This window comes from Microbacterium sp. SORGH_AS_0969 (assembly GCF_030818255.1).
Classification (GTDB): Bacteria; Actinomycetota; Actinomycetes; order Actinomycetales; family Microbacteriaceae; genus Microbacterium.
The window spans coordinates 317,119-331,313 of the sequence record NZ_JAUTAG010000001.1; the positions used below are offsets into that span (position 1 = coordinate 317,119).

General features: G+C 71.0%; 11 protein-coding genes. 6 read left to right on the forward strand and 5 right to left on the reverse strand.

From position 1 onward, the window contains the following. Window positions 1-27 precede the first annotated feature (27 nt). Entirely contained in the window at window positions 28-1,467 is a 1,440-nt protein-coding gene (locus QE388_RS01400; RefSeq protein ID WP_307382409.1) for an XRE family transcriptional regulator, read from the forward strand. Between the two features lie 240 nt (window positions 1,468-1,707). Here QE388_RS01400 and QE388_RS01405 read toward each other — a convergent pair whose 3' ends face one another. Next, complete coding sequence (locus tag QE388_RS01405) at window positions 1,708-2,733, reverse strand: carbon-nitrogen hydrolase family protein (RefSeq protein ID WP_307382410.1); 1,026 nt, start codon at window positions 2,731-2,733, stop codon at window positions 1,708-1,710. Between the two features lie 213 nt (window positions 2,734-2,946). Here QE388_RS01405 and QE388_RS01410 point away from each other — a divergent pair, with 213 nt between their 5' ends. Further along, window positions 2,947-3,840: a helix-turn-helix domain-containing protein gene (locus QE388_RS01410; protein WP_307382412.1), complete on the forward strand. Its 894-nt coding sequence runs from the start codon at window positions 2,947-2,949 to the stop codon at window positions 3,838-3,840. A 264-nt stretch (window positions 3,841-4,104) separates the two neighbouring features. Here QE388_RS01410 and QE388_RS01415 read toward each other — a convergent pair whose 3' ends face one another. Together QE388_RS01415 and QE388_RS01420 are read right to left on the reverse strand one after the other, a co-directional pair. Continuing rightward, window positions 4,105-5,577: an NAD-dependent succinate-semialdehyde dehydrogenase gene (locus tag QE388_RS01415; RefSeq protein WP_307382414.1), complete on the reverse strand. Its 1,473-nt coding sequence runs from the start codon at window positions 5,575-5,577 to the stop codon at window positions 4,105-4,107. Between the two features lie 268 nt (window positions 5,578-5,845). Then, on the reverse strand, window positions 5,846-7,693 hold the full coding sequence (locus QE388_RS01420) for an FAD-dependent monooxygenase (protein WP_307382416.1): 1,848 nt from the start codon (window positions 7,691-7,693) through the stop codon (window positions 5,846-5,848). Between the two features lie 97 nt (window positions 7,694-7,790). On the opposite strand from QE388_RS01420, the gene QE388_RS01425 reads away from it, so the two are divergent. The 4 genes from QE388_RS01425 to QE388_RS01440 all read left to right on the forward strand — a co-directional run bounded on the left by QE388_RS01425 (window position 7,791) and on the right by QE388_RS01440 (window position 12,628). Further along, window positions 7,791-8,495, forward strand: coding sequence for an IclR family transcriptional regulator (locus QE388_RS01425; RefSeq protein WP_307382418.1), 705 nt, complete (start codon window positions 7,791-7,793; stop codon window positions 8,493-8,495). A 291-nt stretch (window positions 8,496-8,786) separates the two neighbouring features. Beyond that, window positions 8,787-10,808 carry a primary-amine oxidase gene (locus QE388_RS01430; protein ID WP_307382420.1) on the forward strand — a complete coding sequence of 674 codons (2,022 nt, stop codon included), beginning with the start codon at window positions 8,787-8,789 and terminating at the stop codon, window positions 10,806-10,808. 155 nt (window positions 10,809-10,963) lie between these two features. Further along, a complete protein-coding gene (locus QE388_RS01435; protein WP_275796923.1) occupies window positions 10,964-11,557 on the forward strand; it encodes a TetR/AcrR family transcriptional regulator in 594 nt (197 codons plus the stop codon). Between the two features lie 114 nt (window positions 11,558-11,671). Further along, window positions 11,672-12,628 carry a helix-turn-helix domain-containing protein gene (locus QE388_RS01440; RefSeq protein ID WP_307382422.1) on the forward strand — a complete coding sequence of 319 codons (957 nt, stop codon included), beginning with the start codon at window positions 11,672-11,674 and terminating at the stop codon, window positions 12,626-12,628. Window position 12,629: 1 nt separating this feature from the next. Here QE388_RS01440 and QE388_RS01445 read toward each other — a convergent pair whose 3' ends face one another. Together QE388_RS01445 and QE388_RS01450 are read right to left on the reverse strand one after the other, a co-directional pair. Next, window positions 12,630-13,433, reverse strand: a complete 804-nt coding sequence (locus QE388_RS01445) for an SDR family NAD(P)-dependent oxidoreductase (protein WP_307382424.1) — start codon at window positions 13,431-13,433, stop codon at window positions 12,630-12,632. Window positions 13,434-13,450: 17 nt separating this feature from the next. Further along, window positions 13,451-14,182 (reverse strand): SDR family NAD(P)-dependent oxidoreductase, encoded by a 732-nt coding sequence (locus tag QE388_RS01450; protein ID WP_307382426.1) that lies wholly within the window; start codon window positions 14,180-14,182, stop codon window positions 13,451-13,453. Between the last annotated feature and the right edge of the window lie 13 nt (window positions 14,183-14,195).

The window sequence follows — 14,195 nt, forward strand, 5'->3', positions numbered from 1 at the left end:
CGGCCTTTCTTTCGATATGGTCAAGGAATGGCCTCGTCGCTCGAACTGACCACGCTCGGACACCGCATCCGCCATCACCGACTCGCCCGCGGGCTCACGCTGGACGAGCTCGGTGCGCTGGTGGGCGTTGCGGGCAGCCAGCTCAGCCTGATCGAGAACGGGAAGCGCGAGCCGAAGCTCTCCCTCCTGCAGGAGATCGCCCGCGCGACCGAGACCGAGGTCACCGAGCTGCTCTCGACCGAGCCGCCGAACCGGCGCGCGGCGCTCGAGATCGAGCTCGAGCGCGCGCAGTCGAGCCCGTTCTTCCAGCAGCTCGGCATCCCTCCCATGAAGGTGACCAAGGGCACCAGCGACGAGACGATCGAAGCCGTGCTCGGCCTGCACCGCGAATTGCAGCGCCGGGAGCGCGAGACGATCGCGAGCCCCGAAGAGGCGCGGCGCGCGAACACCGAGATGCGCCTGCGCATGCGCGCGGTCGACAATCACCTGCCGGACATCGAGAAGCTGGCCGAGAAGCAGCTCAAGGCCGCGGGTCATTCCTCCGGCGCCCTGACCCACCGCACGGTGAGCATCATGGCCGAGCAGTTGGGCTTCGAGCTGATCTACGTCAGCGACCTCCCCCACTCGGCCCGCTCGGTCACCGACCTCGAGAACGGCCGGATCTACCTCCCGCCCGCGTCGATCCCCGGCGGGCACGGCCTGCGGTCGATGGCGCTGCAGGCGATGGCGCACCGCCTGCTCGGGCACCGACCGCCCACCGACTACGCCGACTTCCTGCAGCAGCGCCTCGAGATCAACTACTACGCCGCCTGCTGCCTCATGCCCGAGACGAGCTCCGTCGCGTTCCTCGCGCAGGCGAAGAAGGACCGCAACCTCGCCGTCGAGGACTTCCGCGATGCTTTCGGCGTCACGCACGAGGCCGCCGCGATGCGGATGACGAATCTCATGACGACGCATCTCGGCATCCGTCTGCACTTCCTGCGCGTCGACGGCGACGGGGCGATCTCGCGGGTGTACGAGAACGACGGCCTCCCCCTGCCCACCGACGTGACCGGGTCGGTCGAGGGGCAGATCGTGTGCAAGAAGTTCTCGGCCCGCTCGGCGTTCGCCGAGCACAACCGCACCACCGAGCACTACCAGTACACCGACACCCCCGCCGGGACGTTCTGGTGCTCGACCCAGACCGGCAGCACGTCGGACGGCGACTTCTCGATCACCGTGGGGGTGCCCTTCGACGACGCGCGCTGGTTCCGCGGCCGCGAAACCTCGACGCGCGGCGTCTCGCGCTGCCCCGACGAGTCGTGCTGCCGTCGCCCCGACTCCGAGGCGGCCGAGCGCTGGTCGGGCAAGGCGTGGCCGAGCGCCCGCGTGCACCGGCACATGTTCTCGCCGCTCCCCCGCGGCATGTTCCCGGGCGTCGACGACGCCGAGGTGTTCGCGTTCCTGGACCGGCACGCGGGCGACTGACTGTCGCGAGGTCCATGCCACCGGCCGTGCGAAACTCCCGAGAAACGTGGCGAGACATCCCCCACGGGACCGATTCAGCCGCCACCGGCACCGAAACTCCGGAGTTTCGCACGCGGGACGGGGGAAACATCGCCGGATGCCACGGCCCCGGGCCCTCGCGGGGCGCCGAGACCGTGGCATCCGGGCTCGCCGGGTCGTCAGCGCGTCGACCCGAGCCGAGGCGTCAGACAGCGCGGAGCGTCATCGCGCCGTATCGGCAGCGACGAGCTCATCGGCTTCGACTACGGCGACCGGCGGGACATCGGCACCGGATGCCGTCACCTTGGGCAACCGGCCCGTGTCGCGGTGGTGCAGGGTGAAGACGTCGGGCCGGGAGTAGTGCCCCACCGGGTCGGCGGCGTTCTTGGCGGCCAGGATGGCGGAGTAGTCGATGTCGGCGAAGAGGATGCCCTCCTCGTCGGGGGCGAGAGGGTCGGCGAGCGAGCTGCCGTCGGGGCCGAAGATGCGAGCGTAGCCGCCGCCGAGCGGCAGCATGGCGCGCTTGGCCTCGGAGTCGGCGAACAGCTCCTGGGCGGCGGGCCCGACCGTCGCGCAGGGAGCGAGCACGAACGTCTGCCCCTCGACGGCGTACTGCCGTGACGCGCCGACGTTCACCTCGGGCCCGAGGGCGTTGACCGCGCCGCCGAAGATCGAGAAGCTCGGCCATGCCGCGACGTGCAGTTGCTCGTCCTGCGAGAACATCGCGTACTTGGTCAACGGCTGCAGGTGCTCCCAGCAGTTGAGCGATCCGACGCGACCGACCGGGGTGTCGACCACCACGACGTCGGAGCCGTCGCCGTCGCCGAACTGCGTACGTTCGACGTGCGTCGGCTTGAGCTTGCGGCGCGTGCTGAGTGTGCGTCCGTCGGCTCCGATCACCGCCTGCCCCATGTACAGCGAACCGCCCGCGCGCTCGCTGAAGCCGAACGCGAGAGAGATGCCGATCGAACGGGCGATGCCCTCGAGCCGCTGCCACTCCGGGCTGCCGATCTCGATCGAGTTGGCCGCGTAGGGAACGACGAACTGCGACTGCCAGGCGACCGAATCCAGCCACAGGAACCACGGGTAGCCGGGGATCCACACCTCCGGGAACGCGACGATCTCGGCCCCGCCGTGAGAGGCGTCGCGTGCGTAGGACTCCAGCTTGTCGATACCTCCGTCGACGTCATTCCAGACGGGTTCGGCCTGGACGGCGGCGGCGCGGAAGCTCTTGCGATAGTCGGGCATAGCGGCTCCTTCGGGTGAGCGGGGTCGGATGCCCCGCGGTGCCCACACGCTAGGAGCGCGCGGCGTTCGCGCCCCCGACCTCACGCGCACGTCGACCGGCGTTACGCGCACCGGTCAGCGGATGCTCGGGCGACATCCGGCGATCCGCGCACGATGTCCGGCGACGGCGCAAACCGGTGCCCGCGGCGACAGCGGGAGGCGTAGCATCCCCGCATGTCGCCTGTGGCCGTCTCCTCCGTCACGGAGTGGACGCGCGCGTGCAGTGGAGCGTTCGTTCCCTTGCGGGTGCACACGGCGGCATCCGCGTTCCGCGCCAGCCTCTCGCAGGTCCGGCTCGGACCCGCGGTGACGGTCACGCGAGTGGTGAGCGAGGCATCGACCGTGTTTCGCGACGTCGATCTCATTCGACGCCAACCGCGTGACGACGTCCTCATCTCTCTGCACCGCCGCGGGCGCGGATCGATCCGCCAGCATGAGCGCACGGCCGTCCTCGGGAGCGGTTCGGCGGTGATGTACGACGCCGCCTCCCCCTACGTGCTGGCGTTCCCGGGAACGATGAGCGAGGTCGTGCTGCAGCTCCCCCGCCGCACACTCACGAGCACCGGACACACGTTCGCCGGGCTCACGGCGGTGGAGCTGCCGGACTCGGCGCAACTTCGCTCGCTGACGATGCTTGCGGCGTCCGTCGATCGGCCCGGGGGCGACGAAGCGGAGGCCATCGGCGAGGCACTCGTCGGCCTCCTCCGCGCGGTCGTCCGCGGCCGCGATGACGGTTCGCCGGCCGCGGACCCCCGGCTTCTCGCTGAGGGGATCCGACTCTGGATCGACGAGAACGCCGCCGACCCCGATCTCACCCCCGAACGGGTCGCCGCCCACTTCCACATCGCCGTGCGCACCCTGCAGAAGCTGTTCGCCGCGGACGGTGAATCACCGGCGGCGTTCATCCGCAACTGCCGGCTGCGCCACAGCCGGCGGCTGCTGGTCGGCGGCGCGAGCGTGAACGAGGCTGCGCGCCGCAGCGGCTTCCTCGACATCGACAGCTTCACCCGCGCGTTCAAGCGCGAGTTCGCGCAGACGCCGTCGTCGGTGCGCAGCACTGCCCCGTGACGGCGGCGCCACGGGGTCGAGTCTCGTCGTGAGCGCGACTCCTCCGCGCATCAGGTCGACGCGCTGACTCTCCCTCACGCCGGCTCCCCCTCCGCCGCAGCCCCGACCCGACCCGACCCGATCCGACCCGACCCGGCCGACCCCGCTGACTTGCGCCATATGCGCGGCCGGGAGGCCTCGCAGCGGACATACGGCGCAACTCACCGCCTCGCGCGGCACGACCCCGGGCCCTCGTGGGGCGCCGGGGCCGTGGCATCCGCTGTCTTACGCGTACGGGTTGGCCGTCAGCGTGTACTTCGTCTGCAGGTACTCGTGGATGCCCTCGTCGCCGCCCTCGCGGCCGAGGCCGGACTGCTTCCAGCCGCCGAAGGGGGCCGCGGCGTTGGAGACGACGCCGACGTTGAGGCCCATCATCCCGGTCTCGAGCTTGTCGATCATGCGCTGACCGCGCGCGAGCGACTCGGTGAAGACGTACGAGACGAGTCCGTACTCGGTGTCGTTGGCGAGGCGCACGGCGTCGTCCTCGTCGTCGAAGGGGACGATCGCGAGCACGGGTCCGAAGATCTCCTCACGGAGGATGTCGCTGCCCGGCTGCACGTCGGACACGACGGTCGGCTCGAAGAACGTGCCCGGGCCGTCGATGGGCGACCCGCCCGTGGTGACCGTGGCGCCGCGCTCGACGGCATCCCCCACGAGGGTCTTGGCCTTGTCGACCGCGCGGTCGTCGATCAGCGGGCCGATCTGCACGCCCTCCTCGGTGCCGCGGCCGATCCTCATGCCCTGCACGCGCTCGGTGACGCGGCGGGTGAACTCCTCGACGACGCTGCGCTGCACGATGAAGCGGTTGGCCGCGGTGCACGCCTGGCCGATGTTGCGGAACTTCGCGAGCATCGCACCGTCGACCGCCTTGTCGAGGTCGGCGTCGTCGAACACGACGAACGGGGCGTTGCCGCCGAGCTCCATCGACGTGCGCAGGATGCCGGGAGCCGCCTGCTGCAGCAGCTTCACGCCGACCGGCGTGGAGCCGGTGAACGAGAGCTTGCGCAGGCGCGGGTCGGAGATGATGCGCTCCGAGACCGGGCCGGTGTTCGTCGTGGTGACGACGTTGACGACACCGGCCGGGACGCCCGCGTCCTGGAGGATCTGTGCGAAGAACAGCGTGGTGAGAGGGGTGAGGGTAGCCGGCTTGATGACCACCGTGCAGCCGGCGGCGAGCGCGGGGGCGATCTTGCGGGTGGCCATCGCGAGGGGGAAGTTCCACGGGGTGATGAGGTAGCAGGGACCCACCGGGTGATGCGTGACGATCATGCGACCGGTGCCCTCGGGGTTCGCGCCGTAACGGCCCTGCGTGTGCGCAGTGACCTCGCTGAACCAGCGCAGGAACTCCCCGCCGTAGACAACCTCGCCGCGCGCCTCGGCGAGGGGCTTGCCCATCTCGAGCGTCATCAGAAGGGCGATGTCCTCCTTGCGCTCCTGCAGCAGGTCGAAGGCGCGGCGGAGGATCTCGGCACGCTCCCGCGCCGGGGTCGCCGCCCACGACGGGAACGCCTCGGCCGCGGCATCCATCGCCTTGACGCCGTCATCCACGCTCGCATCGGCGATCTCGATCAGCACGTCGCCGGTCGCCGGGTCGTACACGGCGACGGTCTTGCCGCCCTCGGCCGCGCGCCACTCGCCGTTGATCAACAGGCCGGTGGGTACGGATGCCAGCAGCTCGCTCTCGCGCGAATCGGTCATGGGTCCTCCTGTGTCGGGGCGGGGCGTTCCCGCTCATTCTGGTCAGCGCGCGTCTCGGCGCCGATATACGTGGCGTACAAAGCGAGCTTCTGGGTCGCCACTGTGGACGGCTGGGGGTGGCGTGGTTGCGGGCGGGGGTGGTTGCGACCGTCGCGGTGGTCGCGGTGGTCGGGGCGTCGTCGCGCGGCCCCGACGCCGCCGTGTCACGCATAAACGCCATCCACTCGCATAAACACGGTGTGCTCGCGTTTCTGCGCGTCGATCGCGTTTATGCGGGGGATGCCACCGCCGCCGGCACGGCCATCACCCCCGCGAGGAACCGCTCGAGTCCCTCCGGCTCCGAGAGCGGCAGCACGTGCGCGACGTACTGGTCGGGACGCACCAGCACCACGGCCCCTTCGGCGCCGATGCCGCGCTCGGCGAAGATGTCGTTGCTCGTCCAGGCCGAGGGGGCGGCGGCGAACACCTTCTCGAGGTCGGTGAGACCGAGCGGTCCCGAGCGGGGGCGGAACAGCGACGGCACGTCGACGACGTCCTCCCATCGACCGGGATAGATCGCCTTCACGTCGAACACCGCGTCGAGGTCGGCTCCGGCGGGGGTGAACCTCTCCACGATGGCCCGCGCCTCCGCCGCCCAGGCGGGCAGGGCCGAGCCCTCGGCATCCGCGAACGCGTAGATCCGCCAGCGGCCGTCGGCCTTCGCGTGGTGCCCGAGGTGCACGGCGTTTCCGTCGCACACCCGCACGACCTCGACGCTCTTGAAGCGCTTGCCCACCGGGAATCCGGATGCCAGCTCCCCCGCCGCGTCCGCCGCGACGATCCGCGACGGGGCGTAGTGCGTGCCGAAGCCGGACGGGAACTCCGCGGTGGCGAGGTAGTAGGTCGCGAGGTCGTCGGGGTCGGTGATCTCGCCGGGCTTGCGGGCCATGAGCGACGACCACTCGCGATCGAAGTCGATGAGCTGCTGGGCGACCGGGCGGCGCTCCTCGTCGTAGGTGCGCAACAGCTCCGCGGGAGCGAGGCCCGTGAGCACGTGACCGAGCTTCCAGCCGAGGTTGAAGCCGTCCTGCATCGAAACGTTCATGCCCTGCCCGGCCTTCGCGCTGTGCGTGTGACACGCGTCACCCGTGAGGAAGACGCGAGGGCTGTCGAGATCGTCGACGAACTGATCGGTCACGCGGTGTCCCACCTCGTAGACGCTGTGCCAGGCGACCTGTTTCACGTCGATCGTGTACGGGTGGAGGATCTCGTTCGCTCGGCGGATGATGTCGTCGATCGGGGTCTGCCGCACGCGACGGTCGTCGTCGGCCGCGACTTCGCCGAGGTCGATGTACATGCGGCTGAGGTGTCCGCCCTCCCGCGGGATGTGCAGGATGTTGCCGGCGGCGGCGTTGATCGCGCACTTGATGCGCCAGTCGGGGAAGTCGGTCTCGACGAGAACGTCCATGACGCCCCACGCGTGCTGCGCGGCGGCCCCGACGTGGGTGCGGCCGATCGCCTGGCGAACCCCGCTGCGCGCCCCGTCGCAGCCGACGACGTACTTCGCCCGGACCAGACGCTCGCCCTGGGACGTGCGCACCCGCACCTCGACGTCGTCGTCGTGCACCGTGAGACCGACGAACTCCACGCCGTAGTCGGGCGTGATCCGCGCGGGCCCGTTGGCGGCAGCCTCGGCGAAGTAGTCGAGCACGCGCGCCTGGTTGACGATGAGGTGCGGGAACTCGCTGATCTTGTAGCCGTAGTCCTCGGTGCGGGTCGTGCGGATGATCCGCCGCGGGTCGTCGGGGTCGGGGGCCCAGAAGTTCATCCACCCGATGTTGTACGCCTCGGCGGTGATGCGGTCGGCGAAGCCGAAGGCCTGGAAGGTCTCGACGCTGCGGGGCTGGATGCCGTCCGCCTGCCCGAGCGCGAGTCGTCCGTCGCGCTTCTCGATGAGGCGCGTGGTGAGCTGCGGGAACTGCGACATCTGCGCGGCGAGCAGCATGCCCGCGGGGCCGGAGCCGACGATGAGGACGTCGACGCGGTCGGGCAGGTCGGTCGGGCGGTCGATTCCCGTACCCGCGGCGTTCTGCACGCGCGGATCACCGGAGACGTAGCCGTGGTGGTGGAACTGCATCGTTGCTCCTGACGTCGATGTCGGGCTTGCCCTTCGGGATACTCTGTTCTATATTCGAACACAGCGTTCTTCTATCGAACGAGAGGTTAGCTCGCCCATGCCCGCACGGCAAGATGCGTCGCCCGCATCGCAGACGTTGAGCCGCGGCATCCGGTTGCTCGAAGAGCTCGCCGACGCGCGCGCTCCCCTGTCGATCGACGACCTCGCCGCCCGCGTCGAGCTGCATCGCTCGGTGGCCTACCGCTTGCTCCGCACCCTCGAGGACCACGGGCTCGTGACGAGGGATGCCGCGGGCGCGGTGCGCCTGGGAACGGGTCTCGCCGCTCTTGCCGCGGGCGTCGCCGCCGACCTGCAGGCCGAGGCCCTGCCCGAACTCACCGCGGCCGCGAACGAGCTGGGCATGACGTGCTTCCTCGTCGTGCTCGACCACGACGAATGCGTCACGCTCACCAGCGTCGAGCCGCGACACGCGGTCACCGCCGTGGCGCAGCGGCCAGGGGCTCGGCATCCGGTCACCCGGGGCGCACCCGGCCGAGCGATCCTGGCCCAGCTGCCCCCTCGCCGCTGGCCCGAGGCGGTCGACGCGCGCCTCGCGGCCGAGGTCGCGGACGCCGCGGAGCGCGGGTGGGCGACCAGTCACGACGAGGTGGTGCCGTCGCTGCGCGCGGTGGCCGTGCCGCTCAGCGTGCAGGGTCGCCAACCCGCCGCGGTTGCAGCGGTCTACGTCGCGACCAGCCTCGACGACGCCGCGATCGCCGCGCGCCTGGCATCCGCGGCCGCGGCGGTGCGCGTGGCGCTGTAGCCACGCGCGAGGGGCTGTCGCTCACGCCTCACGCCCGGGGTGCCCCTCGCACGGTTTCGCCCGACGGATGACGTGCGCCGAATGTCCGCCGCGACACCGCGCGCACGAGCATTCGGCGCACGTCAGCGGTCGCGAGGCGGGCGCGACTCAGCGCGAGGCCGCAGCGTTTGCTGCGGCGCTCTGTGTCATCGCTCGGTGATACAGCGATCCGCACGCGCAGTCACTCGGTGTGCGCAGCCAGACAACCCCTGCGACGTGGGGGCGGGTGAGAGTGGATGCCGGAGGCCCACCATGCACGATCACGCACACGCCGTCCCCGACCAGGCGATGGAGAACCCCGACCTCGAGCGCGCGGACGGCGCTCGTCCCGCCGCCCACCCGCTGGATCCACTCAGCGCGGAGGAGATCGAGCGCACGCGCGACGTCCTCGTCGCCGCCGGCCTGCTCGGCGAGACCGTGCGGGTGCCGATGCTGCTGCCGGCGGAACCCGACAAGAAGGCCGTGGCATCGTGGCGCCCGGGAGACCCGTTCGACCGACGCGCCGACGTCACCCTGCTCGACACGGCGACCGGCGAGGTGACCGAGGCGATCGTCTCGATCACTGCCGGAGAGGTGGTGCGCAGCCACCGCTACGCCGCCGACACCTCCCCGTACGGGCAACCGCAGTACCTCTTCGAGGAGTACGAGCGCGCCGCCGAACTGGTCAAGGCATCGCCCGAATGGCGGGCTGCGATGGAGCGTCGGGGCCTGGGCGATCGCATCGACCTCGCGTTCTGCACCCCCCTGGCCCCCGGCTTCGTCGGACGCGAGAACGAGGTCGGGCGTCGCGTCATCCGGTCTCTCACGTTCCTCCGCGACAGCGAGGACGATATCGCCTGGGCACACCCCGTCGAGGGGCTCATCGTGCACATCGACCTCACCGCGAACCGTGTGATCGGCATCGAGGACGAGGGCGACACCCCCGTGCCGGCCGGCAGCGGCAGGTACGACCCCGAGGCCACCGGCCCCGCGCGGACGACGCTGAAGCCGATCGAGATCACGCAGCCCGAGGGCCCGAGCTTCCGCGTCGACGGATCGCACGTGCAGTGGGAGAACTGGACGCTGCGCGTCGACTTCAACGCCCGCGAGGGTCTCGTGCTGCACGACGTGCGCTTCGACGATCGCCCGGTGCTGTCGCGTGCGAGCGTGCCCGAGATGGTCGTGCCGTACGGCGACACGAGCAACACGCGGTTCTGGATCAGCTACTTCGACGCGGGCGAGTACCTGCTCGGCAAGAACGCGAACCACCTCGAACTCGGATGCGACTGCCTCGGCGTCATCCACTACTTCGACGGACATGTCGCCGACGATCGCGGGCACGCCATGCGCATCCCGAACGCGGTGTGCATGCACGAGGAGGACTACGGCGTGCTGTGGAAGCACACCGAGCCGGGCCCGGTCGGCTCGCATGTACGCCGCTCACGCCGCCTGGTCGTGTCGTACTTCGCGACGATCGGCAACTACGACTACGGCTTCTTCTGGTACTTCTACCTCGACGGCTCGATCCAGGTCGAGGCCAAGGCCACCGGGATCGTGTTCGTCGGCGGCGGCGAGCCCGGCTCCACCAACCGTCACGCTCCCGAGATCGCCCCCGGAGTCTTCGCCCCCGTGCACCAGCACCTGTTCTCGGCGCGCCTCGACATGGCGATCGATGGCGACGAGAACCGCCTGTTCGAGGTCGATGCCGTGCGCATCCCGATGGGCGACGACAACCCGTTCGGAAACGCCTTCACGTGGTCGCACACCCCGCTGCGCACCGAGCAGGAGGCGCAGCGCGAGGCCGACACCTCGGTGGCGCGCGTGTGGGAAGTGCAGTCGACGACCCGCACGAACTACGTCGGCAAGCCCACCGCGTACCACCTGATTCCCGAACCCACCGCCCTGCTGATGGCCGACCCGGCCTCGACCGTCGCCGCCCGCGCCGCCTTCGCGACGAAGCACCTGTGGGGCACCGCCTACGACCCCGAGGAGCGCTGGCCGGCTGGCCGCTACCCCAACGCGCACGCCGGGGGCGCGGGGCTGCCCGCGTACACCGCCGACGACCGGTCGATCGACGGCGCCGACCTCGTGCTCTGGCACACCTTCGGCCTCACGCACGTGCCGCGGCCCGAGGACTGGCCCATCATGCCGGTCGACTACGCCGGGTTCTGGCTCAAGCCCTACGGATTCCTCGACCGCAATCCCGCGCTCGACCTGCCCGAGTCGTCGCAGGCACACGCGCAGGGCGGCGACGGGTGCTGCGGTGACGGAGCGACCTGCAGCTGCGCGCACTGAGCGGCGGCCGGCCGTCGTGGCGCCTCTGCCGGCCCGACGATGACGGATGCCGCGAAGGATGCGCGATGGCGCTGACCGACCGATCCCGGCCCGCCGGATAGGGTGAGCCGGTCCGGGCGCTCCCCCGCGGCATCCGGACACGAAGGAGGACGCCCATGCCCCGACTGGTCGATCACGAAGCCCGCCGACACGAGATCGTGCTGGCGACCTGGCGCCTGATCGCCCAGCGCGGCATCGAGGCGACGACCATGCGGGAGCTCGCGCGCGAGCTGGGCCTGGCCAACGGCAGCGTCACGCACTACTTCCCGGACAAGAGCGCGATCCTCACGGCCGCCTTCGCGCACGTCTTCGCCGCGACGAACGCGCGCGTCGCCGCGCACCGCGCCGCGTCCGGGGCGACGGGGCTCGCCGCACTCCGGGCCTTCCTGCTCGAGGCCGCGCCGATCGACGAGGAACGCGCCCTGGAGGCGCGCATCGTGATCGCGTTCCTCGAGTACGCGGCGGCCGACCCCGCGCTGGCCGAGATGTTCCGCGATCTGATGCGCGAATGGCAGCAGGCGTTCGGCGAGATGGTCGCCGAGGCCCGGGCCCAGGGCGAGGTGCGTGACAGCCTCGACGTGCAGGCCGTGAGCGACGCGATCCTGCACGCGGTCAACGGGATGCAGGCCAACGGCATCCTGCTGCCCGAGACCGCGCGCGAGCAGCGCATGCGTGCCACCGTCGACGCGCTCGTCGACATGTTGCGCTGAGGAGTACTCGCGGCCGCCGATACAGAGAGGTAATATTCGGGAAACTTTGGCTCTACAAGCGTCGGATAAAAATGATGCGGGAGCCGAATGTCGAGGGAAACGAGGAGGTCTCCCATGTCGATCGTCATGACCCGACCCGGATCGGGTGTCACCGCCGTCCACGCCGCCGACCTGACCGCGTTCCGCGCGGCGGTCGACGACAGCTTCGTCCCGCTGCACGTCACCGCGGCCGACCCCGATCGGTTCCGCGGCTCCATTCGCGCGGCCTCGGCCGATGGCATCCACGTCAGTACCGTCGCCGCCTCGCCGCACGTGGTCGAGCGCACGCCCGACCTGATCGCGCGCGCCGACGGCCCCGCGGTCAAGATGAGCCTCATGCTCGCCGGCACCGGCCTGTTGATCCAGGACGGCCGCGAAGCACTCCTGCGACCCGGAGACTTCGCCGTCTACGACACCTCGCGGCCCTACACGCTGTGCTTCAGCGGCGAGTTCCGCACGATCGTCACGATGTTCGCGCCGAGCGCCCTCCCCCTGCCGCCGTCGGCCCTCGCGCAGCTGACGGCCGTGCGCGTGCCCGGCGACGGAGGACTCGGGGGCGTCGTCGCGCCCTTCCTCGCCCAGCTGGGCACGCACCTGGATCAGGTCGCGAGCCCCTCCGGATCGCGGCTCGTTCATACGGCCCTCGATCTGCTGACGACCGTGTACGCGCACGAACTCGGCAGCGATGTCGCCGCGAGCGATCCGCACGCCGCGCTGCGCCGCCGCGTCGAGGAGCACATCGACACGCACCTCGCCTCCCCCGACCTGGGACCGGGAACGATCGCCGCCGCGCACTACATCTCGACGCGGCACCTGCACACTCTCTTCCAGGGGCAGGGCACCACGGTCGCCGCGCTCATCCGCTCACGCCGCCTCGAGCGCTGCCGCCGCGACCTGACGGATCCGCTGCTCGCCGATCAGTCGGTGTCGGCGATCGGTGCCCGGTGGGGGTTTCCGGATGCCGCGCACTTCAGCCGCACGTTCAAGTCGGCGTTCGGCTTCTCGCCGAGCGAGTGCCGCGCGGGGCGGTGACTCACATCCCCGCGTGGTCGAACGCGATCGTCGGAACGTCGACGATGTGCGCCCCGCCGTCGGCGACGATCGTCGCGCCGGTGACGTACGACGACTCACTCGACACGAGGAAGCGCACGACCGCGGCGATCTCGTCGGGCTCGGCGGGGCGCGCGAGGGGCACGTCGCGCGTCACCGTCGCGTAGGCCTCCTCGCGGTCGGTCAGCCCCGCCGCCGCGGCGAAGGCCTCCATCTCCTCGTCGGCCATGGGCGTCGCCACCCATCCCGGGCAGACCGTGTTGACCCGCACACCGTCTCGACCGTAATCACGGGCGAGCGAGCGGGTCAGCCCGATCAGTGCGTGCTTGCCGACGGTGTAGCCCGCGACCGAGGGGCCGGCCGCGAGGCCCGCGATCGACGACATCACGACCACTCGGCCGCGCGCCGCGATGAGAGCGGGCAAAGCCGCGCGGACCACGACGAACGCCGTCGTGACGTTGGCGCGCAGGGCGGCCTCCCACGCGTCGTCGTCGGTGTCGGCGACGGTGGCGAAGCCGTGCCCGCCGGCGTTGGCGACGACGATGTCGAGCCGCCCGCGCTCCTCGAGGATGCGGGCGATCAGCGCCGCCGCGTCGGCGGAGCGCGCGGCATCGGCGGCGATCGCGGTACCGCCGATGTCGGCCGCGACGCGCTCGAGGGGTTCGAGGCGCCGGCCCGTCACGACGACGTGCACCCCCTCGCGCGCGAGCCGACGAGCGACCGCCTCGCCGATCCCCGTCCCACCACCGGTCACCAGGGCCACCTGGCCACGCAGGTCTTCGTTCATCGTTCCTCCTCTTTCGCTCACGCGGGAAACCCCGATCGCGCGCTCACACCGAAATCCGACACCCAGGTCGCCGCTGACACCGGTCGCAGACGAGGGGATGCCAAGAGCACGATCTGGTCCGCCACCTCGGCCGGCGTCTGCACCGGGCACTCCGCGGCGGCGAAGCCGTTCGGCATCCCGAGATCTCCGCGACTCATCGGGGTGTCGACGATCGACGGGCACACGGCGTTGACGCGGATCCCCTCGGGGGCGAGCTCCACGGCAGCGGCTCGAGCGAGCTGCAGCAGCGCGGCCTTCGACGCGGCATAGGGCACCATCCCGGCGGTCGCGACGAGCGCCGAATCGCTCGCGACGACGACGACCGCGGGCGCGTCCGACCGACGCAGCCACGGGAGCGCTGAGCGGAGGGTGAGGAACGCCCCGGTGACGTTGACCGCGAAGACGCGTTCCCAGTCGGTGAGGGCTGTGCGATCAAGCGGGGTGCCGACGGGGCCGGAGATACCGGCGGCGAGGACCACCACATCGATTCCGCCGAGATCGCGCGCGCACGCCTCGACCGCGGCGGCCGCCGCCTCGGCATCCGTGAGGTCGGCGACGGCCGTCGACGGGACCAGCTCACGCACCCGCGGGTCGACGTCGATCGCGCCCACGCGCGCGCCCTCGGCGGTGAGCGCTTCGACGGCCGCACGACCGATCCCTCCGGCGGCGCCGGTCACGAGGGCGCGGCGCGAAGTCAGCTGAAGGTCCATGCCGCCCATCCTG